This is a genomic window from Actinomycetota bacterium, assembly GCA_030019255.1.
Lineage (GTDB): Bacteria > Actinomycetota > Geothermincolia > Geothermincolales > RBG-13-55-18 > Solincola_A.
Map to the genome: position 1 here is coordinate 50,524 of JASEFK010000012.1, position 25,192 is coordinate 75,715.

The following is a 25,192-nucleotide window of genomic DNA, read 5'->3' on the forward strand; positions in this document are numbered from 1 at the left end:
TATTATATGGACCACGCACCTGGGGCGGTGGAGGGAGGTCGTTTGACAGCCGCAAGGTGGTAATATAGTTTTACCATGTAAGGCGCAAGGATGTGAGGGCCATGGTGGAACTGACCCTAATAGGCGTGAGAGTGGAGCTTCCGGCCAACCAGCCCATCGTACTCCTCAAGGAGAGGATGGGGGACCGCTACCTTCCCATCTGGATCGGTGCCTTCGAGGCCACGGCCATCGCCTTCGCCCTGCAGGGAATAGAGACCGCCCGGCCTATGACCCACGACCTGATGAAGAACATCCTCGACCAGCTGGGCATCGTCATGAAGGACGTAGTCATTTCCGACCTACGGGAGGGCACCTTCTACGCAGACATCAACCTGATATACGAGGGAAAGTCGTTCAAGATCGACGCCCGCCCCAGCGATGCCATCGCCCTCGCCGTGCGCACGGGGGTTTCCATCTATTCCGACGAGCACGTACTCAACGAGGCCAGCGTGTTCATCAAGACCGACGAGGAAGAGGAGATCGAGAGGTTCCGCGACTTCCTCAAGGACGTGAAGCCCGAGGACTTCATGTAGGCGGGACCCTCGATCGGGAACCGGATGCCTTCGCCCAATCCCATCCACACTTTGAAGTCCACGTGGCTCGCAACGGAGCTCCTGCCCGCGAGCCCCTCGAGGGATGACCCTCCGGCGATTGGCCTTCCGGCAGGCGTTGATTTACAATTTTAACCAGGTAGCATGAGGAGAGGGGAGCAAGGCTAATCCATGCTGGACAGACTGAAAGCCCTGGAGAAAGCGGTCATCCTCCTGGTGATCATCATCCTCATCGGGACCCTGGGGTACATGCTTATCGAGAAGCAGAATTTCCTCGATTCCCTGTACATGGTGATCATCACCGTGACCACCATCGGCTACGGCGAGACCTTCATCCTGAGCACCAACGGCCGCATCTTCACCATCTTCCTGGTCATCGCCGGTGTGGGAACGGTGGGATACACGCTGGTCAGTGGGGTAGAATTCATGATAGAGAACAGCCTATCGGGACTGATGGGAAGGAGGAAGATGCGCCGGGAGATAGAGAGCCTCGTAGGTCACTATATACTGTGCGGGTACGGCAGGGTGGGGCAGCGCGTCGCCGAGGATCTCAGGGACGCCAAGGCCAAGTTCGTGATCATCGAGAAGGACCCCGCCGCCGCGGAGAAGGCAGTCAACCGCGGATACCTGGTGGTCAGGGCCGACGCCACCACCGAGGAAGCCCTGCGGGAGGCGGGGATCGAGAAGGCCAAGGGTCTGGTCACCGCGCTGAACAGCGACGCGGAGAACCTCTACATCACCCTCACCGCCCGCGAGCTCTGCCCCCACCTCTTCATCGTCAGCCGCTGTGACGTTGAGGAATCGGAGTCCAAGCTGCGGCGGGCGGGAGCCGACCGGGTGATCTCCCCCCATTCCATCGGCGGACGGCGCATGGCAGCCATGCTCCTCAAGCCTATGGTGTGGGATTACCTGGACCTGGCCACCAAGGGACAGTACATTCAGTTCAACATCGAGAACCTGGAGTGGCGGATCGACGACGTGGAGATACAGCCCAATTCCTACCTGGACGGGAAGACCATAGAGGAGGCAAGGATATACTCCATATCCGGGGCCCTGGTGCTGGCGGTCAAGAAGAGGGGGATGAGCTTCGACACCAAACCCTCCAAGGAGACCCGCCTGGACGCCGGGGACTGCATCATAGCCATCGGGACCGTGGAACAGCTGGCCAAGCTGGAGGAGATCGCCACTTCCAAGTCCTGGATGCAGGGAGGGCGCTATACCTGACACCCACCGCCCTTGCCCGGCGGAAGGAACCTTAACCTCCACTTTCTGTTATCATAAAACGCGAAGCTTTACCGGAGGTTTCAATATGCGAATGAGGCGCGGATCACGCTTCATGCCGGCCGGAAAAGCCCTGGCCGTCCTGGCGGCAGGGGTCCTGGCCTGCTGCATGACACTTACCGTGCCTTCCGTAGCCCGGGCCCAGAACGAGGAGGCCTCCCTGTCCCAGGAGGCTAACCGGCTCACCTACCAGATCCTGGACCTCAGGGCCAGGCGGGACGCGGCCCTGAGGGAGGGGGACGCCCTCCGGGCGGAACTGGAGAACCTCGACCGGGTTATCGCCGCCAACCAGGAAGAGATGGCCACCCTGGAGCTGGAACTCTCCCGGGCCCGTGAAGCCTACCGGGAATCCCTGCGGCGCCTCTACATGCAGGGGGATTTGAGCGAGCTCGAGGTCATCCTCGAGTCGCGGGAGCTGGATGAGATGTGGCGGGACGTGGAATACCTGGACCGCATGGCCGGCCTTCACCTCCAGGACCTAAGGGATCTCAAGGACAAGTTATCCAGGTGTCAGGTAAAGGAGCGGGACCTGCGGGAATACCGGGAACGGAGGAAAAGGCTGGCCGAGGCCCTGGACGCGGAAGTTATGGAGCGGCGCATCCAGGAACTGGAATCCCGCTTGAGCGATATTAACGCCCGCCTCCGGGAGCTCCGCAGCGCGAGGGCCGCCAATCCCACCCCCGCCCCTACTTCCGCCCCCTCGACATGGACGCTGCCGCCCCCCGGAAAACTGCTGGACCGCGTCCCCGTCATGCCAGCGCTCTCGGACTTCGAGCGCACGGGAATCGTGTTTTCCGGCTACACCACCTTCTACGGGCCCGAGTGGCACGGCAAGCCAACCAGCAGTGGGGTCATATACAACATGTACGACTACACCTGCGCCCACCGCACCCTCCCCTTCGGCACCTGGCTGCTGGTTACCTACCAGGGGAAGCAGGTCATCGTGCAGGTCAACAATCGAGGGCCCTTCGTGCCCGGCCGCGTGCTGGACCTCTCCTGGGCCGCGGCCCAGAGCATCGGCCTGAGAGGGGTGAAGTGGACGGAGTTCGAGATCCTCGTTCCGCGCGGGGGCTGAAAAGGATCGCCCTTGCTTCCCGCAGGGGGAAGGACCGGGGCCGGCGGACGGCGAAGGAAATTTCCGGTGATCACGGTACCGGTCTTCCGGAACCCGCTTGCGGCGGAGGAGCCGATGGCCGAGAGAGAGAGGTATCCTCGCTGGGACGAGGTCAGGTTCGCCCACCGGAGCGAACAGGAATTCGCCAGGCTGCTGGATTTCTACGACATAAAATGGCTCTACGAGCCGGTAAGCTTCGACATCGCCTGGGACAAGAAGGGTAACCCAGTCTCCAAGTTCACCCCCGACTTCTACCTTCCGGAGTTCGACCTCTACATAGAGATCACCACCATGAACCAGAAGCTGGTGACGAAGAAAAACCGCAAGATACGGAGGTTGATGGAGCTCTACCCCGAGGTGAAGTGCAAGATACTGTACCGGAAGGACTTCGAGCATCTGCTCTTCAAGTATCACATCAACCTGGGCGGTGTCGAGGGAGAGGAGGAGGAGGACGCTATCCCCGAGGAGCGCCCCCCGGAGGACGGGCCGTGAACGCGCAGCCTTCCTCGCGGTTCAGACGCCATTCCCCGGCTAGACCGATGCGTCCCTCCTCCAGGGCGGCGTGAACGTCACATACCAGTTCCCCCACCGTTCGGGGCAGCTCCCCGAAGGGACAGCTTAGAAATACCGTCTTCACGCAGCCTTCCTCCGTGACCCGGGTACGCCTCCTCAGGCCCCTGCTTCCCAGGTCCTCGTCCCAGGCGCCCGCCAAGGACCGCGCGTCCTGCCCCCGCACGCGCAGCAGGGGAGAGGCCTCTGCCGCAGCCTCCATGCGGCCACGATGCCGGGCCTCCTCCAGGACCGCGAGACGGGAACGGCTGCTCATCCGGGACACCGCTCCAGCCAGGATCTCCGCCAGCAGCCGGTACTGACGGGGTGGAAAATGGAGCTCGTCTCCGCCCTCATCCACCTGGTAATGGTATGCGGGCCTGCCGCCCAGGTCCCCGCGGCGGCGTATGACGCGCACCAGCCCGCTCCCGGCTAGCTTCTCCAGGTGGATCCGGGCCGCGTTCACGTGCAGCCCGAAGTGCTCCGCCACCTGGCGCGCGGAGAGGGGAGAGTCGCTCTCCCGAAGGTATTCGAATATCCGCCGGCGGGTGGAATCCGCCATGGCCGCGGACAGCTGACCCAGCCTCTCCCCGTAGTCGAGCATCTTTCCTCTTTTCTTCCCGCTTCTTGACAGCATAATTATATCATTGTATATAAATACAGTATATATAGTATTTATATTAAGGAGGGGAAAATGCTGAGAGTTAAGTCTCGGTGCTGGAGGTGCGGGGAAATCACCCTGGCCCTTGAGGACATCATGCTGGTGGAGCACGGGGACGGGGACGGCATCTTCTATTCCTTCTTCTGTCCCACCTGCGGGGACGTACAGGCCTATCCCGCGGATCCCCGTTTCGTGGATTTCATGCACATGAACGGGTTTCAGTCCATACTGCTCCCCGAGCCCATCGAGTGCAAGCGGGAGGCGGCCTCACCCCCGCTGACCTGGGACGACCTCCTGGACCTGCACCTGCAGCTGGAGAGTGATTCATGACCGGCATCATACCGCCGCTCGAAAACGGTCTGGCGGAAAAGGTGCGTCTGCGGGTAAACTAATGCCAGGAGTTACGACCAAGGAGGTAGGGGAAATGACCATCGACAAGCACATGACCATACAGGAAGTGGTGGAGAAGAACCCGGAAACCATCCGGGTCTTCCTCGAGCACGGCCTGCACTGCATCGGCTGTGCCGTGGCCCGCTTCGAGAACATCGAGCAGGGAGCCCTGGCCCACGGCATAGACGTAGACGCCCTCATCCGGGACCTCAACGCCAAGGTCGCGGAGAAGAACCAACAGTAAGGACACCTTCAGGTGGACGCCGCCTCCGGCTCACGCCGGAGGCTTTTTCTTAAATGCTGAACCCCGCGCCGGGCCTTCCAATACCTCAATCTTACCCTGGGCGGTCTCCCGAAAGCGTCTCTCAAGAGGCGGGCCTTTAAAATCCCTGGGCACCTCGGCATGTAATGGCGGCCCTCAACGGGACTCTCGTCGACGTCAGCCTCTGCCCCGCGCTCGAGAACGCACATCGACCTTCCGGCACCCTTCATTAATACCAACGGCCTATGCGTAGCGTCCCCAGAAGTCACGAGAAAGTAGATGAGCGCAAAATCTTGCCCGCAATACCGGATACCCTGCGATTTTCGCTTCCCCTTCGCGAGCAGGTTAGGGGAGAACGGAAAGCGACAGGGACGGAGGCGGAACGCCTCCCGGGTTCGAGGGAGCAGGGGAGAGAGGTGAGGTGGAAGATGAGGTTAACGTTGAGCAAGCTGTTGTCCTGGGCACTGGAGACGGCGGTCATGGGTCTGGTGGCCTTGGCACTGGCGGCCAATTTCCTGATCATCGCCCAGGGGCTTTTCTCCCCCTTGAACATAGTGCAGGGAAACTCCATGTCTCCATACATCGAGGACCGCGACGCCGTGCTGGCGATGCCCGTCGATCCGGAGGAGATCAGACGGGGGGACGTGGTGATATTCCCCGACCCTGAGCAGGAAGATTATAGTATCGTCCACCGCGTCGTATCCCTGGAGGAAAGGGAAGGCCGCCTTTACGCCATCACCAAGGGGGACGCCAACCCGGTGCCCGATCCCCAGCCGGTGCCGGTAAACCGCATCTCCGGAAAGGTGAGATTGGTGATACCCATGGGCGGCGCCTTCCTGGAATTCCTCCGCTCTCCTCGGGGGTTCCTTCTTTGCGTGATCATGCTCTTCGCCGTCCTCCTGCTCTACCTACTGGTCCAGAGATACAAGGAGAAGGTGGGGGAGGGCGGGAGCTTCCTGCTCTTTCCCATCTTGAAGGCATAACCCTGAAAGCGGGCAGGCAGTCTCGGACCCGCTGCCTCCAGTGGTCCGTCGATATACCGTCGCTCAAACCAACTGGACAACGGACGCACGCTTCCTTGCCTTTCCACGTTCCACGAAGCCCCTGCATGCGCTCGGAACTCGCTTCTCATCAATTGAAGTCTTGGAAACCGGGCAGGAAGCGGGGATGGATCACGGCACCCGAAAGCTTCAGGACTCGTTCAACCTATCCTCAGGGGCCGAGGCAACAGCCCTCCTTTTTCTTCCACGGTAAGGGACGGGATGCCGAAGGCCGATGACTTAAGGGAGCGGAAGGAGGGGAATGAGGATACGGTCGTCGACGGCACGAATGGCACGGAACGGGGGCTCCTGCTGGTAAGCCACCGGGGAGGCGGGGGATTCGGCCCGGAGAACACTCAAGAGGCGCTGCGCGCGGCGCTGGACTTCGGGGTGGGCAAGTGAGAAGGTTAAGAGGCGGGGATGAAGATCGAGATTGACCTGGGAGTGCGGCGGGAGGAACGCGATTTCCTGCTGGTAAGCCACCGGGGAGGCGGGGGATTCGGCCCGGAGAACACCCTGGAGGCGCTGCGTGCGGCGCTGGACTTCGGGGTGGAGATGGTGGAGACCGACGTGCGCATGACCAGGGAGGGCGTTCCCGTTATCCACCACGGGCCCTTCCTGGGATTGCGCCTTATCAGCCGCATGTCCGCAGCCGAACTGAGGGACGCTGCCCCGGAGGTACCCACCCTGCGGGAGTACCTCGAGGTGGCCGCGGGCCGTATCTCCCTGAACCTGGAAATCAAGAGGTGCGACCCAGACGTCCTGGCCGAGATGCTCCGCGAATTCCTTTTCCCGGACCCTCCCCTGGTGAGTTCCTTCGATGCCGCTTTCCTCTCCGCCTTCCGCCGCACGGGATACCGGGCCCCGCTGGGGCTTCTGGACCAATACGAGCCGGTGAAGGATCGCCTGTTCAGGAAGGCACGAGAATGTGGGGCGTCGGTCATCCTCCCCCTTTACCTGGGGGTGGACCGGGAACTGGTGACCGCGGCGCAACGGGAAGGCCTGCGGGTCATAACCTGGACGGTTAACACCACCTCCGCCCTTCGGTCTCTGCTCGAGTGGGGGGTGGACGGGGTCATAACCGACGACTATTCCAAGCTGCGGTCCTTCCTGGAAGAGAAATTCAGTGCCGTCAGGGTTCCGTTCCCGACGATAAGAGCTTCCCTTGAGGGGCTGGAGTCCTCCTAGGGTTGAGCCTCCGAAGAGAACTGAGAAGCTCACCGGCAGGGCATTTGCCGGGAAGGGGAATGGTGTATTTCTCCCGTTAAAGGTGGAAGCAGCCGACCGGGGTGGCCAGCTGCTTTCCGGGTGGGGCGTTGGACTCTCCGTCCTGTGTCCATTTTCGGGCAACCGAAAGGGTCTTTGGAATCGACCAATGGTATTAAAAAGGGGCGCGATATACCAGTAAATGGTAAATTTGGTAGTATAGCTTACCAAAATTAAAATCAACGGTTTCAAGGGTGGTCCGGGGAGCCCTTTTCCGTTAACATATAGACAACGCACAAACGCGAAGCGGTTTACGAGAAAGGGTAGATGCACGGCGGTCGGCGGATCGACGACACGGGACCGGTACTCCCACATATACATGCATGACCCTCGCTCCTATGAGGCGAGGATCCGCTGGGAAAAGCGGTGGTTTCGTACGAAAGCACGTCCGGTCGACGGTTTAACCTCACTCCGGGGAGGGGAGGGAGCCTGCGTACCTGTTCCATTCCGGCGCCGTCCTTGCCAAACGGCGGTTTGCCTTGGAGGCCCGCATTATACAGGTCCTGGCAATCCACTTCCGGCGAGCCGGCAACCAGGAACGGGGCATGCCCGGAGCCCGGACGTAAACCGGACGATGTAAACCGGACGATGAGATCTCAGGTCGGGGGATGCAAACCCCTGCCGCAGGGTCACGAGAGAGGAGAAAGGGGGAGGTCATGGAAAAGAACTTCAAATGCTGGCCTAAGGGAGTGCCCAGAAACCTTTCCTACCCGGAGGTTCCCGTGTTCCAGATCCTGCGCTCGGCAGCCGCGCAGTGGCCCTGGCGCAACGCCATCATCTTCGGGGGCATGGAGATAACCTACCAGGAGCTGGACAACCTCTCCGACCGCTTCGCCTGTGCTCTGGCCTCCCTGGGGGTGAAGAAAGGGGACCGGGTGGGCATCCACCTCCCCAACTGCCCCCAGTTTGCCATCGCCTATTTCGGCCTGCTCAAGGCAGGGGCTATCTTCGTGCCCATGAGCCCCCTCCTGGCGGAGCGGGAGATCGAGTTCCAGCTCAACGACGCCGGGGTGGAGACCTTCATCGGCCTGGACCTCCTGTACGGGGCTCCGCAACAGGTCATCCCACGCAGCCCGGTCAAGAGGGTAATTATGGTCAGCCTGGCGGACTGCTATCCGCCGGTATCCGCCCCGGCCAAGCTCCTGCAGAGGCAGCCCACTCCTGAAGGCACCATCGACTTTTCGGCCCTACTCACGGAACATCCCCCAGAGCCACCCCAGGTGGAGTTCGATGTCCGGGAGGACCTGGCACACATCGCCTACACCGGGGGCACCACCGGCACCCCCAAGGGGGTGATGATCACCCACTACAACGCGGTGGTCAACTGCTGCCAGTACGCCTACTGGTTCGGCGGCGGGGACGTGGACTACCGGGATGGAAAATTCATGGTCAAACGCCTGGAGGGGGACCGCGAGGAGGACCATCCCACCCGGCAGGGGACGGAGATCTCCCTCATCGTGGTCCCCTGGTTCCACGCCATGGGGGTCATCGGCTACCTGACCATGCAGATGATCGGCGGGAACACCCTGGTGGTCTTCCCGCGCTTCGACCCCACCGAGTACCTGCAGGCCATCAACAAGTACCGGGCCACGGTCTTCGGCGGAGCGCCCCAGCTCTTCGTGCAGCTGGTGGAGAACCCCCTCTTCCGGGAGCTGGACCTCTCGGAGATCAAGCTGGTGGCCTCCGGCGCCGCTCCCATACCCAGGCACCTCCTCGAGACCATGCAGGAGAAGATACCCGGGGTGGTATGCGAGGCCTACGGTCTCTCGGAATGCACCATGGGGTGCGCCGCCAACCCGCCCAGCCGGGAGGGCTTCCGGCTGGGGTCGGTGGGACTTCCCATGCAGGACACGGAGATAAAGATCGTGGACCCCGAGACGGGGGAGAAGGAGATGCCGGTGGGGGAGATAGGGGAGATATGCGTGAAAGGCCCCCAGGTCATGAAGGGCTATTGGAACAAGCCCGAGGAGACGGCCAACGTCCTGCGGGACGGCTGGCTGTATACCGGGGACATCGGGAAGTTCGACCAGGACGGCTACCTGTACATCGTGGACCGCAAGAAGGACATGCTCATCTACAAGGGGTACAACGTCTACCCCAGGGACCTGGAGGAGGTCCTGAACTCCCACCCCGCCGTGGCCCAGTCGGCGGTGGTTGGGAAGTACCACGAGCGCTACGGGGACGTCCCCATCGCCTTCGTGGAGCTGGTTCCGGGAGGGCAGGCCACGGAGGAGGAGCTCCTCGAGTACGCCAACCAGAGGCTGGCCAAGTACAAGAAGATACGCAAGGTTCTTATCGTAGAAACCTTGCCCGCCAGCGCAGCGGGGAAGATCCTGCGCAGGGAACTAAGAGATCAGGCCCAATCCATAGAGCTGGATCTGGGGGATTAAATTAAATCAACTTTACATAAGATATATTATCGGCGCTTTTCCGAACTCATGTCTATCCGCCGACCACGGGGTTATTCATGTTCTAACCGGCATTCATGTGTTAACCGGGAGCGGAGGTTATCCCTTTCCCGCAAATGGGACAGAATTAATGGCGTATAAATCGGAACAGCATCATCCTCCGGGAACAGTATCATCCTAACATCCTAATGCAATCACCAGGAATCGGCCGATCACAGGGTGTACTCGCGCCATTCCGTCACTTTCCGGTCACCTTGTCAGGGTCTGACCCCTCATGCGGGGCGGAAGGCAAGGTAGGTGCGAGCGGCTTCCCCCTCTCCGCTGCGCAAGAAGACGGCCTTGACAGGCATGCCGATCTTTATGGATTCCGGCTTGCGGGCATCCACGCCCTCGATGCGGGCCACCACTCGCGGTCCCTCGGAAAGGGTCACCACCCCCGTGCAGTAGGGGTTGTCCCGGCCGTATCCCTCCCGCGCCATGTAAGGTGGGACCACGAAGATGCAGGTGAAGGTGGTGAGTTCCCCCTCCCCCTTCAGCTCCTGCCACTCCATGTCCGAACCGAAGCATTCCTCGCAGAAGTGGCGCGGTGGATGGTATATCTTCCCGCACGCGCGGCACCGGGAGCCCATGAGCTTGCCTTCCTCGATGAACTTGCGGTAGGAGATGTCGCTGATCGGCCTCTCTTCCATGACCCTACCTCCTCTCCATGACGGTGAGATCCCTGGGCGACACCAGGCCCCGTGATATCGACCCGCTGCTTATCTGCCCCGGAGACCACTCCCTGAGGGTGAGATTCCGAGATGGAACCAGGTGAGGGCGAAAAGATGCAGTCTTCACGGACCTACCTCCTCTCGAAGATGGTGAATGTGCAGGTCCCACCGGTCCCTCCCAGGTTCTGGGTGGCGCCTATGTGGAGGTCTCTTCCCGGGATCTGCCTCTCCCCCGCCTCGCCGCGGAGCTGCTTCCACACCTCGTACATCTGGGCCACCCCGGTGGCCCCCACCGGGTGCCCCTTGCACTTCAGGCCCCCGGAGGTGTTGATGGGCATGCGGCCCTCGCGGCGGGTCTCCCCCTCGGCCACCGCCTTGTAGGCTTCCCCCTCCCCGAAGAAGCCCAGGTCTTCGATGTGGATTAGCTCGGCGATACTGAAGCAGTCGTGGACCTCGGCGAACTGGATATCTGAGGGCTTCAGACCGGACATCCCGTAGGCCTCGGCGGCCGCCTGCTTGTTGGCCTCGAAGGAGGTCAGGCTGGGGCAGGCGTGCAGGCCCCGTCCGCTGCCCTGCCCGAACCCCACTATGTAGACGGGGTCGTCGGTGAAATTCTTGGCCAGCTCCTCGGCCACCAGGAGCACGCAGCTGGCGCCGTCGCTTATGGGACAGCAGTCGAAGAGGTGCATGGGCCAGGCCACGGGTGGATTGAAGGTGGGGTCGAAGAGGGCTTCCTTCTCGTCCGCCCAGTCGGGCACCGGCAACCCCTTCTTGCGGGCCTTCTCCTTCCTGGCCTCCATGAGGTCACGGATGGTCTGCTTGAACTGCCCCTTGGGGTTGAGGGGGGCGTTCTCGTGGCTCTTGATGGTCACGTTCATGAGGTGCTCGCGGTTGGCCCCGTACTTGTGGAAGTAGGCGTTGGCCAGGGCCCCGAAGACCCCAGGGAAGGTGAACCCCGCATCCCCCTCGTAAGGAGAGGTGGCCAGGGCCAGGCCCTCGGTGACCTCCTCCGTGGTGCGCTTGGACATCTCCTCCACCCCGCCGGCCAGGACGATGTCGTACATGCCGGAGGCGATGGCCATGATGCCGTCCCGCACGGCCAGGGTGCTGGAGGCGCAGGCCCCCTCCGTCCTGGTCACCGCCCGGGGCGCCAGGCCGGTGAGGTCGGCGATGATGGGCCCCCAGTGGGCCTGGTGGACGAAGAAGTCATTGCTGAAGTTGCCGATCCAGATGGCCTGGATGTCCCGGGGATCGAGCCCCTTGTCCACGCTGTCCAGCAACTCCCGGAAGGCCTCGGCGAAAAGGTCCTTGGAGTCCTTGTCCGGGAACATCCCGAAGTTGGACATTCCGGCACCGACGATGGCCACTCCCCTGCCGATCTTTCTCTTGCCCGCCATTACCGGACCTCCTTTACTCCGCTCGCGGTTTTTCCGCTTTTACCCGGAACCGGGGGATCTCCCCCGCGGGCGTGGCTTTCCTCCATCCGCTCCCCTCCCCCGCGCGTCTTCACGGCTTTTCTTTATGGGTCTCACCTCGTCCGCGGTCCCGGCGTCCGATTCGTGGCCGCCCGCAACGCGAGCCCAAGCCCTCGAACCCCTTCCCGCTTTGTTTACCATTATTTACCTTATGTACTTCACCATCACGCGACGCAGGTCCTCGGTTCCGGCTGCCCAAAGCGTACCGATTCAAGCAGTCGGTCCCCCCTCCCCTACACGGCTTTCCAGTTTTTCCCTGATGAACCTCACGATGTCCGCGGTGTTGGTGCCCGGGCCGAAGACCCCGTCCATCCCGATGCGGCGGAGCTCCTCGTGGTCCTGTTCCGGGAAGACCCCACCGATGAGGAGGAGGAAATCGTCACGCACTCCCTTCTCCTCCAGTTCCCGTACCAGCTCCCGGGCCCATTCCAGGTGGGCCCCGGAGTGGCAGGAGAACCCGATGACGTCAACGTCCTCCTGGATGGCCGCCTCCACCACCCCTTCCACGGTCTTGAATCCGAAGAAGATGGTCTCCATGCCCGCCTCGGAAAGGGCCTTGGAGACGGTCATGATCCCCCGCCAGTGGCCGTCCAGGCCGGGCTTGAAGAGCAGTACGCGTATCTTCTTTTCCATCCCTTACCCCCTTGCCGTCAGGCTACGAAGGGGAGCTGCCAGATGCCCCACATCTCCCGATACACGGAGGTGATCTCCCCCAGGGTGGCGCCGGCGGCGGTCAGCTCGCTGACCACCGGGAGCACGTTCTCGCGCCGCTCGCAGACCCGGCGCAGCTGGTCCAGGAGGGCGGCCACCCTGCGGTTGTCCCTCTCCTCGCGTAGGCGGCGCAGGCGCTCCTTCTCTATTTCCGCGGCCCGGGGGTTGGTGCGGAAGGGCGGGGTGGGCTCCTCGTCCTCCAGGACGTAGCAGTTCACCCCGATAACCTTCTCCTCCCCGCTCTCCTGGTCGCGGCGCCGCTTGTTGAAGGCCTTGCTCATCTCGCCGAACAACCAACCGGTGTTGAGGGCCTCCACCACCCCGCCCATCTCCTCGATCTTCAGGAAGTAATCCCAGATGCGCTCCTCCAGCTCCCGGGTGAGGGCCTCCACGTAGTAGGAGCCGGCCAGCGGGTCGATGACCGAGCCCACCCCGGTCTCCTCCTGGAGCACTTCCTGGGTGCGCACCGCCAGGCGCACGGCGTCCTCGGAGGGGAGGCAGATGGCCTCGTCGTAGGAGTTGGTATGCAGGGACTGGCATCCCCCCAGCACCGCTTCCAGCGCCTGGTAAGCGGTGCGGATGATGTTCACCATGGGCTGGCGCGCGGTGAGGGAACAGCCCGCCGTCTGCACGTGGAAGCGGAAGCGGTAGGCCTCCGGGTTCTCCGGCTTGTAGCGCTCCTTCATCAGGCGGTACCACAGCTTGCGCGCCGCCCGGTACTTGGCTATCTCCTCGAAGAAGTCGCGGTGGGCGGAGAGGTGGAAGGCCAGCCGGTGCACGAAATCGTCTATCCTCCACCCTCGGCGCAGCATCTCCTCGATGTGGGCCACGGCGTTGGCCAGACCCATCCCGATCTCCTGCACGGCGTCGATGCCTCCCTCGCGGTAGTTATAGGTAGTGAAGTTGATGGGGTTCCAGCGGGGGGCCTCCTTCATGGGGGTGCAGTACTCGATGAGGTCGCAGGCCAGCTTCAGGAGGTCGGCTGGCTTCAGGGAACCCCAGGGGATGTAGCCGATGGTCATGGTCAGGATGTCGTTCTGGGTGGTGCCGGCCAGCTGTTCCTTGCGCAGGCCCCGGGACTTGGCCACGTTAAAATACATGGAGGTCACCGCTGCCGAGGTCAGGGGCTCCACTACCAGGGCCACACTCATGCGGTCGATGGGAAGGTCCTTGACCATGGCCTCCACGCCACGGATGGAATACAGAGGCACCCCCTCCTTACCCACTTCGTGGGCGGCACCTTCTACCTCCTGGTCGGGGTCCACGCCGGCGAAGGTCAGGGAGTCAACGGCGGCGGAGAATCCCGTCTCCCCCTCCTTGTACAGCAGCTTCCAGCGCTCGTTGGTCTCCTCCGGGGTTCCGTGGCCCGAGAACATGCGGATGGTCCAAAACCTCCCCCGGTACATAGTGGGATAGACCCCCCGGGTGAAGGGCGGCTGTCCCGGAAAGCCTATGTCCCGCAGGTAATCGATGCCCTCCACATCCAGGGGGGTGTAGAGATCCTTTACCGGGATGCCGGCATCGGTCTTGAAGACCTCCCTGCGTTCCGGCCACCCCTCCTTGCTCCTCCTCCATTCCTCGAGAGCTTTTCTGATCTCCTCCAGGTCGGACATCCTCCTCATCCCCTTCCTGCCGCGTGGGCGCCTGTGGCGCCCGCCCGCTGCCCCTTCCGCCTTATCGCCGCCCTCCCGGTCAGCGCAGGAGGGCGCGGGAGATGACCACTCGCTGCACCTGGTTGGTTCCCTCGTAGATCTGGGTCACCTTGGCGTCGCGCATCATCCTCTCTGCCGGGTGATCGCGCATGTACCCGTACCCTCCCATGACCTGCACGGTGTCGGTGGTCACCCGCATGGCCACATCGGAGGCCTTCATCTTGGACATGGCCGAGTAAAGGGAAAGCTTGGGGTCCCCCCGGTCGGCCATGGCCGCTGCCTTGTACACCAGGAGGCGGGCCGCCTCCACCTCGGTGGCCATGTCCGCCAGCATGAAGGCTATGCCCTGCAGCATGCCAATGGGTTTGCCGAACTGCTTCCTCTCCTTGGCCCAGGCAATGGCCTGCTCCAGGGCTCCCTGCGCGATGCCCAGAGCCTGGGCCCCCACCAGGGGCCGGGAGTTATCCAGGGTCTTCATGGCGGTGATGAAGCCGGTGCCCTCCTCCCCCAGCCGGTTTTCCACCGGCACCCGGCAGTCCTCGAAAATGAGCTCCGAGGTCTGGGAGCCCCGCATGCCCATCTTGTCCTCGATCTTACCCACGAAAAGCCCAGGGCCTTTCTCCACCACGAAGGCGCTTATGCCCTTGTAACCCTTATCCGGGTCGGTCATGCAGAAAACGGAATGGATTTCGGCCAGCCCGCCGTTGGTGATGAAGCACTTCTGGCCGTTGATGATGTAGTAGTCGCCTTCGCGGCGGGCCAGGGTCTTGGTGGCACCGGCGTCGGAGCCCGCCTCCCGCTCTGTGAGGCAGAAGGCAGCCAGCTTCTCTCCCGAGGCCACCGGGGGTAGATACTTCTTCTTGGTCTCCTCGGAACCGGCGATTACGATGGGGTAGGCAGCCAGCTTCTGGACCACGAATATGAGCGAGGAGTTGGCGCATACCCGGGCCAGCTCCTCCCCCACGATACAGCAGGAGAGGAGGTCGGCCCCGGATCCCCCGTATTCCTCGGGGATGGCATAGCCCAGGAGCCCCTGCTCGGCCAGTAGCTTCTGGATGTCCCAGGGGTATTCCCCGCGGCGGTCGATTTCCGCCGCCCGGGGGGCTATCTTCTCCTCCGCCAGTCGGCGGATCTCCTTGCGCAGCGCTTCCTGTTCAGGGGTCAGTTCAAAGGTCATTTTTATCCTCCCGTGATCATTATCCGAGTCCGCATCCTCCGTTCTGCCAACTCCGCTTTCATGGTTGCTCCCTCCGCTACGGGCGAAGGATATGAGCGATGAGCTGCATCCGCCGCCGCGCTTCCCCGGCCTCCACGTCCCCGGGAAATCTCGGAAGCCTGGCGGCCCTCGCTATAAACCTCGTTCCCGGACCGCTCCATCTTCTTCGCCCACCCGACCCTCCGCCCTTCCCGATCCGGCGAGCCTCGGCCAGGGCCGGTCCTTTCCCTCTGCCATCAGAAGGTGAAGAGGCTTATGCCTCCGCTGACCTCGATGGCCTCCCCGGTGATGTAGCTGGCCTCGTCAGAGGCCAGAAAGGCGATGAACTCCGAGAGCTCGCGGGGATCCCCGGAGCGGCGCATGGCCACCCGCTTGATGATGCGCTCCCGGAAGGGTTCGGCCACGTCGTAGAAGCTCCCGGCGTCGAAGACGCCCAGCACCACAGCGTTACAGGTGATGTTCTTGCGTGCCCCTTCCAGGGCCACCGTCTTGGTGAGCCCGATGAGTCCCGCCTTGGTGGCGGCGTAGCTGCACTGGCCGAATCCTCCCATGGTCCCGGTCACCGACGAGACGTTTATTATCCTCCCCCAGCCCCGTTCGGCCATGTCCGGGAAGACGGCCTTGATGAGCAGGAAGGGGCCGGTGAGGTTCACGGCGACGTCCGCGTCCCAGTCCTCCTTGGTCATGTCGGCTATGGTCACCGCCCGCACGATGCCCGCGGCGGCGTTGTTGACCAGGATGTCCACCGGGCCGAGTTCTTCCTTGACCTTGCGCACGCCCTCGTTGATGCTGGCCTCATCCGCCAGGTCCATCTTGAGGGCCAGGGCCTTCCGGCCCATGGCCTCTATTTCCCGCACCACTTCCTGGGCCTTGGCCTCGTTGCGGTTGTAGGTCAGGGCTACATCCGCCCCTTTCTCGGCGAGGACGATGGAGTGCACCCTTCCCAGCCCCCCTGAACCACCGGTGACCAGGGCCACCTTCCCCTCCAGCGTCATGCGCATACCTCCTTTCGATTTCCTGAGCCCTTCCCCGCTTTCCACCATCCGCTGGCGTCACACTCCCGTTCGGTCCGGGATAAGACACCCTGGCCGGGTCGACATCCGGAAGTTTTATCTTCGACCATAAATGATTACCAGATTATTCCAATGATTTACTCGCCCCCACCAGGTACGCCGTTCCTCCGCCACGTTCCCATCCCGCCATTCCCACCAACGCCCGAAGCCTCAGTCGCCTCCCCGGACTCCCCCGTCCCTCGGAACCCGCTATCCTGGACGTCGAACCTTGTCAGGCCGCAGCGCCTTCACCGCCGCTTCGCCTTGAAGGCCCCCCTTGGCGCCCCCTTTCCGCCGATATCCTCGAGCCTTCCTTTTTCTACCAGCAGCGCCCCGTTTGGCATCCCCTCTTCACGGTAGGAGTTGCTGCCCGTCGCTCCCGCTCCCGGTACTGTCCCCTTCCTTCTCCGCGTCCAGGGGTCTGCCGGTGTGGTAGGCCCAGCCCTTGCACTGGGCCACCACCGTGCCTCCGGCATCGGTGACCTCCATGCGATAGTGGCCCATCTTCCCGGCGCGGGCCACCAGCTCAACCTCCGCGGTCATTACCCCTTGTACGTGGGGCGCAGCCAGGAAATCAATGCCCACGGACAGCGCCATGGCCCTGGAACCGAAGGAATTGGCCGCCGCCCCGAAGCCCACGTCCGCCAGTCCGAATATAACTCCCCCGTGGATCATGCCCATGAAGTTCAGGTGCTGCGGACCGAGCTCCATTTCCACCTTGGCGTATCCCGGGCGGATCTCCACCACGCGAGCCCCCAGGTGCCGGGCGTAGGAATCGGATTCGATTATCTCCCTGATCTCAGGCTGAACGGTATCCGCGGTCAATTGCTTCTCCTCGTGCATTTAAGTAACCCTCGCGTTCCAACTGCTCGATACCCTTCATAACACCGCCCCCCACTACCCCTTCCGGAACCATACGGGAAAGAAAAAACCGGAACGGGTAGGAAACTGAGAAACGCAATATAGTTTTATAGTTTTATATCATTCAACCACCTCCCCTTCCTGACTGTCAAGACCGTCACATGGCTGCACATCGAACCCCTGCACCCGAGAGGTATCCCCACTCTGAACACATCGAACCCCTGCACCTGGAAGATATTTCCCGAAAAATAAAACTGTCGTCCTCCATGTCCAGCTTCGATGCGCGCTTCGGGACCTTCCTCAAGCCGCGACGTCACGTACGTTTCCTCAGACGCAACCGCCCTTTACTCTCTTCCTTTTGACGTCCGTCTCCGCCCGGTCGCCGCCGGATGCCAAAGCAGTGGTGCGGTGCTCGTGGCTGACGATCCCCTCCATGATGATCTTCATGAAGGCGGTGTAGACCTCCTCCAGGCCCAGCCCGCTCTCGATCAAGAGGTAGGGGTTCCTGGAAAGTTCCACCATACCCTGCATGAGATAGGCGAACACCAGGGGATTGATGTCGGAACGGAAAACCCCGCTCCGCATCCCCTCCTCGATGATGGACACTACCCCGCCTACGATCTTGCGGTAGAAATCGCCGTACACGTCGAAGACGTCGGGGAAAAAGGTCTCCACCTCCTTGACCAGCCAGGGCTTGATCTGCGAGACCTCGTCCACTATGTGCTTGCTCATGAGGTAGAGCTTGGTCATGGCGTCTTCCTTGAGATCCAGGATCTCCTGCATGCGGCGCAGGATCTTTCCCGCCCGGCGGTTCAGGGCGGTGGTGAACAGTTCGTCCTTGGAGGAGAAGGACTCGTAGATGGTCTTCTTGCTCATGCGCAGGCGCTGGGAGAGGTCGTCCATGTTGAAGCGCCGGTACCCTACCTCGAAGGCCAGTTTCTCCGCTTCCTCGAGGATGCGCCTGGATTTCTCGTCCCTTCCGGACATCTATCTACCCCCGTTTCCCGCCAGGGCCCTTCCCGGGCGCCGGCGACCCTCCGTCTCTCCGCGCAGCTCCTCCAGCAGCCGGGAGACCCACTTCAGTTCCCTGCGGTAGAGGTCTATCTCGTGTTCCAGGATGAGCAGCTCCAGTGGAGAGGCTACCCCGTCGAGCAGCGGCCTCTGGGACGCCAGCCTTCTGGCGCTTTTTTCCAGAAAGGATCTCCTGCTCTCCAGGGCGTCCACTGCCTCTTCCGGGGAAAGGCGCTCCAGAAAGGCCGCGCCTACGGCGTAATCCATTCGCAGGGGCTCCTCCTCCGAGCATGCGGCGTGCACGGCGTCCCGCAGCCTCTCCTCCCCCTCCGCGGTCAGGGCGTATACCCTTTTCTCAGGCATGTTCCCTTCCCTCTCCATCCAGGAGGTGAGGTAACCCCTCTCCTCGAGGCGCGCCAGGACCTTGTACACCGCCACCTTGCTGGCCGGGCACCAGCGAAGGAAGCCGCGGTCCTCCATCTCCCGGAGGAGGTCGTAGCCGTGCCTCTCCCTCTCCGCGAGCAGTCCCAAGACCATAATCTCAATGCGTGATACCAAATCCTTTCCACCACCCCGCCGCATCTTGGCTCCGCGCCGAGATTCCGAAGGCCATTTAGTTAATTATAAACTATTAAACTGTTAAATTAAATGTCTCCCTTATTTTATACCCCGGTCACCAAAAGCGCAAACCGCTCCTGCTCTATTCGGGAGGCTGCCTGCCGGGCTTATGGGTGAGGTTTGACCCATCGAGGCGGGAAATCGATATTGCTCACCATTCAAACTCCGTGACCGGGGGTCGATGGGTGAACAGGAAGACAGGCGAGCGGGAGGAGGGTAACGCCCTCGTTCTCGTTCCGCGACCAAGGACCGACGGACGAGGCCGAACCCGTCCGGGCAGGTGGTTCATTCCGGGGGAGGCACCTTGAGCCGGCCGTCGGCCACGTTGATGAGCCGCCCGACCACTTCCCCGCAGAGCATGCGCAGCTCGAAGGCGTTGAAATAGCAGGTTGCCGAGGCGTCGAAGAGTATTCGCGCACTGGGCTCGAATTCCTCGTCTCCGCGCCAGAGTATGAACAGCAGGGGAAGGCGGGGAAAGGTCTGGAGGACCATTCCCAAGTCGCCTTGCTCCACCAGCCTGGCTCCCAGCTCCAGCCCGGCCTCCCGAAGGCCGTCCAAGTCCTCGGCGAAGCGGCGGAGCAGGCGGTCCTCAACAGTATCCTGGAAGCTCTTGGTGTAGAAAAGACCGTCCTTCAGCTCGCGGTAGGGGACCCAGCGGTTGGCCAAGGGCACGGCCCTGGCGTGTGCCAGGTAAAGTAGGGTGAGCAGCCTGATGACGAAGGTGTTAAGGAAGTCCGGGGCCCGGAAGGAGAGTTCCGGGTGGGATACGTAGAGGTTCCAGCGCAAAAAACTCACCTTGAACTCCCTGCCGTCCCAGGGAACTCCCGCCCTTTCCGCTATGTCCCCGGCATGGCTTTCCCGCAGCAGAACGCTGGGCTCGGCGAAGGGATCCTGTTCCTTCCTCTCCTCGCCGGACACTCCCCGCTTCCTCCCGTCTTGTCTCCTGGGTGGCCCTCAGGTTCCCATGCGCATGGCGTTCAGGCCTCTTACCCGGGTGGACACCAGCACCGAGAGCTCCTCCGACCAGCGCAGCAGCAGTTCGTCGGGATAGGGCTCCACGGCCTGGTAGGCGGGATCGAGGGTATGCTCCGGCCGGAACTGCTGCAGGACCAGACGGCGTGCTCCCTGCACCATGCGCGCCAGCTCCTCGAGCTCGGCGTATCCCACCCAGCCCGGTACCACGGTGCAGCGGAATTCGTGTTCCCCGCCCCAGGAGACGATTATCCCGGCCGACTCACTGATGGCCTGGACGTCCAGCGGGCGGCCGGCGAGGGCCGGATACCTGTCAAGCGAGGTCTTCAGGTCCATGGCCACGCAGTCCACCAGCTCCTCCTCCAGCAGGCGGTAAAGCACGCGGGGCCGGGAACCGTTGGTGTCCAGCTTTACCTCCAGGCCCAGCGCCTTGAGCCTACGGCAGAGAGCCGGCAGATCGGCGTGAATGGTGGGCTCCCCCCCGGTGATACATACCCCGTCTATCCACCCCGCGCGGTCCTCGAGATAGGCAGCCAGGTCCTCCCAGGCCACGGCCTCCTTCCCCCCGGCCTCCTCCACCAGTTCAGGGTTGTGGCAGTAAGGGCAGCGGAAGTTGCACCCGGCCAGAAAGACCACGGCACAGATCTTCCCCGGCCAGTCGATCATGCTGGAAGGCAGCACTCCCCTGATCTCCGTCCCGGCCATATCCCTCAGTTCACCCATTCTGCTATCTCGCGCGGCGAGGGTACGGTGCAGCGCCAGGCGTAGAGCTCGGCGCCGTTCTCGTCCACCACCACGATGGAGGGCGTGCAGAGCACGCTGTAGAAGGCGGCTTCCGCCAGCCCCTCCACCTGGTCGATGTCGTAAATCTCGGTGTGCGGGAAGCGGCTGGCCACTTCCTTGGCCGCCGGGCACTTCTGGCAGTCCTGCTTCACGAAGACCTTAAGGTGTTGCATGTTTCAAACCCCCTTTCAGGTCCGTCCTGACCCGGTCCCTCAACTCGCCCAACTTCCCCTTGTTCCAGGTGGTTATCTTGGAGAAATAACCCACGATTCGAGTGATGCCGTAGACGTTGGTGGAGCCGCACGACGGGCAGGCCTCCCGCAGCCCCCGGGTGGTGCGTCGGCAGTCGTTGCACACCGTGAACTCCGGGGAGAAGGCTATCTGCGAGGACTGCGTGTTCCGGAAGGTCTTGATGACGAAGTTCTTGATGGACTCCGGGTCCGGCTCGTGCTCACCCAGCCAGATGTGACAGATGGCCCCGGCCTCGATGAGTGGGTGGAAGAGGCTCTGCTTCTGCACCCTCTCGATGTAGTCGATGTCCGCCTCCACGTTCAGGTGCACGCTGTTGGTATAGTAGTATTCACCCGTTTTCAGGTTGCCCTTTAGAACCTTGGAGGCCTGGGCCGGGTAATATTTCATGTCCAGCTTGGCCAGCCGGTAACCGCTGGATTCCGCCGGGGATTCCTCCAGGACCATGTTGATGCCGTACTTCTCGGAAAGCTCCTTGCAGGCCAGGTTCATGTAGGCCACCACCTTGAGGCCGAACTTCAGGGCTTCCTGGGACTCGTGGAGCTGCATCCCCGTGTGGTACTGCACCATCTCGTTCAGGCCCAAAAGCCCTGCCAGGTAGGTCAGGCGATCGAGCCTGAGGTAGGGCTCTCCGTCCTTGGCGTCGCAAAGCAGGGAGAGGGGCCCGTTGACCCCCAGCTTGAGGAGGGAGGCGATGAAATCCCTCTTCTGGAGGTGGGCCTTGGCCACCATATGCATGGCCTTTTGGAGCTCGTTGAAGAGTACTTCGTCCGACCCGTTGGCCTTGTAGGCGATGCGCGGCAGGTTGATGGTGATGTTCTGCAGGGCGGTGAAGCGCATCTTCTCCGGGGTCTTGGTCTCCTGCAGATCCCTCTCCTTTAGCCGCAGCTTGAGGCGGCAGCACTGGGAGACGGTTATCTCGTCCCCCCGGTCAAAGACGAAATAGGTTATCCCCTGGCGCGCCGCCACCCGGCAGGCCAGGTCCAGGAACTCCTCGTGGCCTTCGGTACGGAAGAAATCCTCATTGATGTGCAGGAGGGGCTTTGGGAAGACGAAGGTCTTACCCATGGCGTCACCCTCCAGGTAGACCTCGAAGAGTGCCCAGAGGAAGGCCTGGGCCTCCTTCTCGTAGTCCTTGTAGGTCTTACCCGTGTACTCGCCCCCCGGTCCGATGGCCGGAGTGTCGCGGAAATGGCGGGGAATGTTCCAGTAGAGGTTGAAATCTGTGAATACCACCTGGCTGCCCCGCGCCCCCGCCAGCTGGTTGAACTCGTAGATGAGCATCTGGGCCAGCTGTTTTATGCGCCCATAGTCCAGGCCCACCAGGTAGGGAGCGAAAAACATATTCACCGCCTCCCACCCGATAGCCCCCGCATAGTGGGACTGCAGAGTGGAGGCCATCTTGACCATATGCCCGATGAGTACCTCGGGATGCCTGGCGGGACGGGAAGTGCTGGTGATGTTGGGCAGGGAGAGGCCGTATTTCTTGATGTAATCCAGGCTGTGCCCCCCGCAGTTGTGAGAGTAGATCCCGTTGGCGATGAGGGTCCCGCTCTCCGTGGTCACGTCATAGATGTAGACGTCCAGGACCTCCACCGGCTCAACCATGATCACCCGGGCCTTACCGTGTTCCGTGGAAAGGGCTTCGGGGCGGACCGAGCGGGGGCGCCTTCCCGCGCCGCGGCCCGCTCCCGCCACCTGGGAAACCAGCTCCTCCATGCGCCGATGGGCCAGGAGGAGGTCCTCGGCGCTGAACCTGAACTTGAAGGTGGTGGAGTTGGCCTCCAGTAGGTGGGAGACATGTATCTCCTCCAGGCCTTCCAGGCGGCCCCCGGGCATTTCCAGAGTCTCCACCGTGTCCCCCACCTCCACCAGGGATGCCGGCTTCACCTCGTCCCCGGTGATTACCGGGTGATCGTGGGTGACCACGCAGTATTTACCGTCCGAGGTGCCGATGAAGATCATCTGCTTTCCCAGGCGGTCCTTCTTGACCACCCTACGTATGCCCGTCCACTGGCCGCCGCGGTCCAGCATCTCCAAGTTCCGGGGATATTTAACCCGCACCGTGGGCTCCGGACGGGTCTCCCCGGGAAGCAGGTGGTAGAGCTGCTCCATGGTGGTGGTGAAAACCAGGGGCGAGCCCTTCACCCTCCAGTGGACCACGGTGTCGCCCAGGTAGGAATAGGGGCGGATGATGAAGCCCAGGTCGTGAAGGTGGATGTCGCCCACCATGTGTGCCCTGGCGATGTCCTCGGAGAACACCTTGCGCAGGGCGAATTCCTTGAGGATGGCCTCCGCCAGGGTGAGGTTGATGGACTCCGGGTTATGGGTGGTGTTGCTGTTCTCCTTGTTGGCGCTGGTGATTATCTGTTCCACGTCGTACATGGGAAGGCCCAGGTGGGAATGCTTCTTGTGCATGGTCCCCAGGCCCCTCTCCAGCAGCTCCAGGTCCACCAGCTCGCGGATGATGGAGGTGGTGACGGTGTTCATACGGGCCTGTACTATCCTCTCCTCCACCCGGTCGGCTATCTCCTGGGCCAGCTCCGGGCTTGCGTCCGTCTCCAGGATCAGCGATTTCACGATCTTGCTCTTGTCCCACAGGTTTATCTCCTCCTTGGAGGAAGTGCTCACCAGAAGTGCTATGTCCGTGGCGTCCTCCGCCTCCTCTTTCCTCTTCAGTACCCTGATGTTGTTAACGGGCGGTATATCCTTCCGGTCCTCCGCGGCGTGCATCTTTTCCCTCCTTCCATGTCCCCGACCGCTTTCACCGGCGGTTCTTCTCCACCTTCTTCTCCAGCAGTTGTCCGAGCTCGCTTTGGAACTCCCTGATGTCCTTGAAATCCTTGTACACCGAGGCGAACCTCAGGTAGGCCACCTCGTCCATCTCCTTCAGCCTCCTCAGCACGGCCATGCCGATGACGCTCGAGGGTATTTCCCTCTTTCCCTCCTCGCGCAGTTCCGCCTCGATGGAGGTGGCCAGATCCTCTATCTGCTGGCTGGTCACCGGCCTCTTCTCGAAGGCCTTCCGCAGGCCGGCAAGAACCTTTTCCCTCCTGTAAGGCTCGCGATCGCCGTTCCTCTTTATAACCGTCATAGGGAACTGCTCGTATCGCTCAAAGGTCGTGAACCTCTTCCCGCACTTCTTGCACTGCCTTCGCCTCCGTATGGACTGCCCGCCGTCCGACTCGCGGGAGTCGATAACCTTGCTGTCCGGGAATCCGCAATAGGGGCACTTCATAGTGCATCCCCTCCCCCAGAGCTCCATCCTACATCTTGTGGTTAATTTAGAATGTAAAATACTAAATATTGAGTTGTCAAGGGTTTTGGGGAAAATTCTTCCACTTTTTTCCTCATCCTTCAGTAAATGATGATCTATCCCGTATAAACTTCCGGTTTAGCCTTTAAAAACGACCAAATCATGAAGAACTGATGGAGGCATCTAGGTATCCCTCCCATTCTTCGACCCCTATCCGAATCACGAGACGATCCCCTTCCACCGAGGCCGCGAGCAGGTAGAACTCCATGGGGAACCCTTCCATCGTGAAGGTATTTACCGAACCCTCGATAACCGGTTCATACTCGCCGGCATGCTCTGAAGTGCCGGTTGATGCTGACACGGGTTGGAAATAGAGGTTCTGACCGCCCATAACGTTAACTTTATATTTAACCCTAGCGGTTCCGTCTTTTACCGTTATCAGGCCGTCGCTCTCGGAAAACGGGGCCGTCTTTCCCAGTAGGGGACCGAGGTCGGCCAGCTCGAAGCTCAACGTGGAACGCAGGCGGGAAACCGACTTCAACTCCAACCTGCCCCTGAGGACGGCGGGCATGTCCAGCTCCACGTCGCACATACGAAGTTCGCAGGAATACGGCACCGTCACGACGCCGTCTCCCGCCGAGAAGCACATATCGCCCTCCCATTCCAGGCGCAGATCAAGTATGCGGTTCCTGGCCAGGCTGACGATGAGGGGGAAGGAGTTTATCCTCACCCGCAGGCTTTCCTGCAGGCCGTACTGCCTTTCCAGGGCTTCCTCCATGCCCCTCTGGGCCAGGTAGGTCACCGCCGTTTCCAGCCCCAGGACCAGGGCTCCGGCTATCGCCAGGGCTAGAATAACCTTCCGCAGCAACTGAGCTCCCTCCTCGAGAGATCCGCAGGTTAAGCTTAAGGGCCGGGGGTGACATTGCCGGGGTAACATCAAAAGCCGGTGTTGGCGTGCACGATATATAGCGGCGCCGGTGAGTCAGCGCGGATCCCCGGAATGGATCGAGAGACCGGTAAAAAGATCGATAAATACTCAAGCTAGCGGAGGAAAGCAGGGTCGAG

26 protein-coding genes are annotated in these 25,192 nt (G+C 61.8%); 10 read left to right on the top strand and 16 right to left on the bottom strand.

The features are described from left to right. Nucleotides 1–101: 101 nt before the first annotated feature. The 4 genes from QME84_10230 (at nucleotide 102) to QME84_10245 (ending at nucleotide 3,477) form a co-directional block, all read left to right on the top strand. A complete protein-coding gene (locus QME84_10230; GenBank protein ID MDI6874641.1) occupies nucleotides 102–572 on the top strand; it encodes a bifunctional nuclease family protein in 471 nt (156 codons plus the stop codon). Between the two features lie 189 nt (nucleotides 573–761). Next, nucleotides 762–1,814, top strand: a complete 1,053-nt coding sequence (locus QME84_10235) for an NAD-binding protein (protein ID MDI6874642.1) — start codon at nucleotides 762–764, stop codon at nucleotides 1,812–1,814. Between the two features lie 91 nt (nucleotides 1,815–1,905). Next, nucleotides 1,906–2,946, top strand: a complete 1,041-nt coding sequence (locus QME84_10240) for a septal ring lytic transglycosylase RlpA family protein (GenBank protein MDI6874643.1) — start codon at nucleotides 1,906–1,908, stop codon at nucleotides 2,944–2,946. A gap of 114 nt (nucleotides 2,947–3,060) precedes the next feature. Next, nucleotides 3,061–3,477 carry a hypothetical protein gene (locus QME84_10245; protein MDI6874644.1) on the top strand — a complete coding sequence of 139 codons (417 nt, stop codon included), beginning with the start codon at nucleotides 3,061–3,063 and terminating at the stop codon, nucleotides 3,475–3,477. On the opposite strand, the gene QME84_10250 is transcribed toward QME84_10245, so the two are convergent. After that, complete coding sequence (locus QME84_10250; GenBank protein ID MDI6874645.1) at nucleotides 3,440–4,138, bottom strand: helix-turn-helix domain-containing protein; 699 nt, start codon at nucleotides 4,136–4,138, stop codon at nucleotides 3,440–3,442. The two genes, QME84_10245 and QME84_10250, sit on opposite strands and share 38 nt — an antisense overlap. 90 nt (nucleotides 4,139–4,228) lie before the next feature. Between QME84_10250 and QME84_10255 the strand changes: the two genes are divergently transcribed. From QME84_10255 to QME84_10280, 6 genes are all read left to right on the top strand, one after another. Continuing rightward, complete coding sequence (locus QME84_10255; protein MDI6874646.1) at nucleotides 4,229–4,525, top strand: hypothetical protein; 297 nt, start codon at nucleotides 4,229–4,231, stop codon at nucleotides 4,523–4,525. Nucleotides 4,526–4,619: 94 nt separating this feature from the next. Further along, a complete protein-coding gene (locus QME84_10260) occupies nucleotides 4,620–4,829 on the top strand; it encodes a DUF1858 domain-containing protein (GenBank protein ID MDI6874647.1) in 210 nt (69 codons plus the stop codon). Between the two features lie 458 nt (nucleotides 4,830–5,287). After that, a complete protein-coding gene (locus QME84_10265; protein ID MDI6874648.1) occupies nucleotides 5,288–5,830 on the top strand; it encodes a signal peptidase I in 543 nt (180 codons plus the stop codon). A gap of 279 nt (nucleotides 5,831–6,109) precedes the next feature. Continuing rightward, the gene (locus QME84_10270) at nucleotides 6,110–6,289 is read left to right on the top strand and encodes a hypothetical protein (protein MDI6874649.1); all 180 of its coding nucleotides are present in this window, start codon (nucleotides 6,110–6,112) and stop codon (nucleotides 6,287–6,289) included. Between the two features lie 18 nt (nucleotides 6,290–6,307). Next, entirely contained in the window at nucleotides 6,308–7,075 is a 768-nt protein-coding gene (locus tag QME84_10275) for a glycerophosphodiester phosphodiesterase (protein ID MDI6874650.1), read from the top strand. An 800-nt stretch (nucleotides 7,076–7,875) separates the two neighbouring features. Then, complete coding sequence (locus QME84_10280) at nucleotides 7,876–9,543, top strand: AMP-binding protein (protein ID MDI6874651.1); 1,668 nt, start codon at nucleotides 7,876–7,878, stop codon at nucleotides 9,541–9,543. Between the two features lie 290 nt (nucleotides 9,544–9,833). Here QME84_10280 and QME84_10285 read toward each other — a convergent pair whose 3' ends face one another. The 15 genes from QME84_10285 to QME84_10355 form a co-directional block, all read right to left on the bottom strand. Further along, on the bottom strand, nucleotides 9,834–10,250 hold the full coding sequence (locus QME84_10285) for a Zn-ribbon domain-containing OB-fold protein (GenBank protein MDI6874652.1): 417 nt from the start codon (nucleotides 10,248–10,250) through the stop codon (nucleotides 9,834–9,836). Nucleotides 10,251–10,402: 152 nt separating this feature from the next. Then, nucleotides 10,403–11,668, bottom strand: coding sequence for a beta-ketoacyl synthase N-terminal-like domain-containing protein (locus QME84_10290; GenBank protein ID MDI6874653.1), 1,266 nt, complete (start codon nucleotides 11,666–11,668; stop codon nucleotides 10,403–10,405). A gap of 288 nt (nucleotides 11,669–11,956) precedes the next feature. Continuing rightward, entirely contained in the window at nucleotides 11,957–12,379 is a 423-nt protein-coding gene (locus QME84_10295) for a cobalamin-dependent protein (protein ID MDI6874654.1), read from the bottom strand. A gap of 17 nt (nucleotides 12,380–12,396) precedes the next feature. Further along, complete coding sequence (locus QME84_10300; protein ID MDI6874655.1) at nucleotides 12,397–14,070, bottom strand: methylmalonyl-CoA mutase family protein; 1,674 nt, start codon at nucleotides 14,068–14,070, stop codon at nucleotides 12,397–12,399. Nucleotides 14,071–14,149: 79 nt separating this feature from the next. Continuing rightward, nucleotides 14,150–15,286 carry an acyl-CoA dehydrogenase family protein gene (locus QME84_10305; protein ID MDI6874656.1) on the bottom strand — a complete coding sequence of 379 codons (1,137 nt, stop codon included), beginning with the start codon at nucleotides 15,284–15,286 and terminating at the stop codon, nucleotides 14,150–14,152. Between the two features lie 275 nt (nucleotides 15,287–15,561). After that, nucleotides 15,562–16,320 carry a 3-oxoacyl-ACP reductase family protein gene (locus tag QME84_10310; GenBank protein ID MDI6874657.1) on the bottom strand — a complete coding sequence of 253 codons (759 nt, stop codon included), beginning with the start codon at nucleotides 16,318–16,320 and terminating at the stop codon, nucleotides 15,562–15,564. A gap of 408 nt (nucleotides 16,321–16,728) precedes the next feature. Further along, nucleotides 16,729–17,220, bottom strand: coding sequence for a PaaI family thioesterase (locus QME84_10315; protein ID MDI6874658.1), 492 nt, complete (start codon nucleotides 17,218–17,220; stop codon nucleotides 16,729–16,731). Between the two features lie 345 nt (nucleotides 17,221–17,565). Beyond that, nucleotides 17,566–18,225 (bottom strand): TetR/AcrR family transcriptional regulator, encoded by a 660-nt coding sequence (locus QME84_10320; GenBank protein MDI6874659.1) that lies wholly within the window; start codon nucleotides 18,223–18,225, stop codon nucleotides 17,566–17,568. After that, on the bottom strand, nucleotides 18,226–18,807 hold the full coding sequence (locus QME84_10325) for a PadR family transcriptional regulator (protein ID MDI6874660.1): 582 nt from the start codon (nucleotides 18,805–18,807) through the stop codon (nucleotides 18,226–18,228). It abuts the gene before it with no gap. Nucleotides 18,808–19,152: 345 nt separating this feature from the next. Next, nucleotides 19,153–19,785 carry a DUF3786 domain-containing protein gene (locus QME84_10330; protein MDI6874661.1) on the bottom strand — a complete coding sequence of 211 codons (633 nt, stop codon included), beginning with the start codon at nucleotides 19,783–19,785 and terminating at the stop codon, nucleotides 19,153–19,155. Between the two features lie 36 nt (nucleotides 19,786–19,821). Continuing rightward, on the bottom strand, nucleotides 19,822–20,562 hold the full coding sequence (locus QME84_10335) for an anaerobic ribonucleoside-triphosphate reductase activating protein (GenBank protein ID MDI6874662.1): 741 nt from the start codon (nucleotides 20,560–20,562) through the stop codon (nucleotides 19,822–19,824). Further along, nucleotides 20,550–20,795: a thioredoxin family protein gene (locus QME84_10340; GenBank protein ID MDI6874663.1), complete on the bottom strand. Its 246-nt coding sequence runs from the start codon at nucleotides 20,793–20,795 to the stop codon at nucleotides 20,550–20,552. The genes QME84_10335 and QME84_10340 overlap by 13 nt, the downstream gene beginning before the upstream one ends. Further along, a complete protein-coding gene (gene nrdD, locus QME84_10345) occupies nucleotides 20,782–23,604 on the bottom strand; it encodes an anaerobic ribonucleoside-triphosphate reductase (GenBank protein ID MDI6874664.1) in 2,823 nt (940 codons plus the stop codon). The genes QME84_10340 and nrdD overlap by 14 nt, the downstream gene beginning before the upstream one ends. Before the next feature lie 31 nt (nucleotides 23,605–23,635). After that, a complete protein-coding gene (gene nrdR, locus QME84_10350) occupies nucleotides 23,636–24,109 on the bottom strand; it encodes a transcriptional regulator NrdR (protein MDI6874665.1) in 474 nt (157 codons plus the stop codon). Nucleotides 24,110–24,287: 178 nt separating this feature from the next. Further along, on the bottom strand, nucleotides 24,288–24,995 hold the full coding sequence (locus QME84_10355) for a DUF2993 domain-containing protein (protein MDI6874666.1): 708 nt from the start codon (nucleotides 24,993–24,995) through the stop codon (nucleotides 24,288–24,290). Nucleotides 24,996–25,192 lie beyond the last annotated feature (197 nt).

Bases quoted from the DNA above. Each gene is read 5' to 3' on its own strand.
- QME84_10230 (MDI6874641.1), top strand. From the start codon at position 102: ATGGTGGAACTGACCCTAATAGGCGTGAGAGTGGAGCTTCCGGCCAAC.
- QME84_10235 (MDI6874642.1), top strand. From the start codon at position 762: ATGCTGGACAGACTGAAAGCCCTGGAGAAAGCGGTCATCCTCCTGGTG.
- QME84_10240 (MDI6874643.1), top strand. From the start codon at position 1,906: ATGAGGCGCGGATCACGCTTCATGCCGGCCGGAAAAGCCCTGGCCGTC.
- QME84_10245 (MDI6874644.1), top strand. From the start codon at position 3,061: ATGGCCGAGAGAGAGAGGTATCCTCGCTGGGACGAGGTCAGGTTCGCC.
- QME84_10250 (MDI6874645.1), bottom strand. From the start codon at position 4,138: ATGCTCGACTACGGGGAGAGGCTGGGTCAGCTGTCCGCGGCCATGGCG.
- QME84_10255 (MDI6874646.1), top strand. From the start codon at position 4,229: ATGCTGAGAGTTAAGTCTCGGTGCTGGAGGTGCGGGGAAATCACCCTG.
- QME84_10260 (MDI6874647.1), top strand. From the start codon at position 4,620: ATGACCATCGACAAGCACATGACCATACAGGAAGTGGTGGAGAAGAAC.
- QME84_10270 (MDI6874649.1), top strand. From the start codon at position 6,110: ATGCCGAAGGCCGATGACTTAAGGGAGCGGAAGGAGGGGAATGAGGAT.
- QME84_10275 (MDI6874650.1), top strand. From the start codon at position 6,308: ATGAAGATCGAGATTGACCTGGGAGTGCGGCGGGAGGAACGCGATTTC.
- QME84_10285 (MDI6874652.1), bottom strand. From the start codon at position 10,250: ATGGAAGAGAGGCCGATCAGCGACATCTCCTACCGCAAGTTCATCGAG.
- QME84_10290 (MDI6874653.1), bottom strand. From the start codon at position 11,668: ATGGCGGGCAAGAGAAAGATCGGCAGGGGAGTGGCCATCGTCGGTGCC.
- QME84_10295 (MDI6874654.1), bottom strand. From the start codon at position 12,379: ATGGAAAAGAAGATACGCGTACTGCTCTTCAAGCCCGGCCTGGACGGC.
- QME84_10300 (MDI6874655.1), bottom strand. From the start codon at position 14,070: ATGTCCGACCTGGAGGAGATCAGAAAAGCTCTCGAGGAATGGAGGAGG.
- QME84_10305 (MDI6874656.1), bottom strand. From the start codon at position 15,286: ATGACCTTTGAACTGACCCCTGAACAGGAAGCGCTGCGCAAGGAGATC.
- QME84_10310 (MDI6874657.1), bottom strand. From the start codon at position 16,320: ATGACGCTGGAGGGGAAGGTGGCCCTGGTCACCGGTGGTTCAGGGGGG.
- QME84_10315 (MDI6874658.1), bottom strand. From the start codon at position 17,220: ATGCACGAGGAGAAGCAATTGACCGCGGATACCGTTCAGCCTGAGATC.
- QME84_10320 (MDI6874659.1), bottom strand. From the start codon at position 18,225: ATGTCCGGAAGGGACGAGAAATCCAGGCGCATCCTCGAGGAAGCGGAG.
- QME84_10335 (MDI6874662.1), bottom strand. From the start codon at position 20,562: ATGGGTGAACTGAGGGATATGGCCGGGACGGAGATCAGGGGAGTGCTG.
- QME84_10340 (MDI6874663.1), bottom strand. From the start codon at position 20,795: ATGCAACACCTTAAGGTCTTCGTGAAGCAGGACTGCCAGAAGTGCCCG.
- nrdD (MDI6874664.1), bottom strand. From the start codon at position 23,604: ATGCACGCCGCGGAGGACCGGAAGGATATACCGCCCGTTAACAACATC.
- nrdR (MDI6874665.1), bottom strand. From the start codon at position 24,109: ATGAAGTGCCCCTATTGCGGATTCCCGGACAGCAAGGTTATCGACTCC.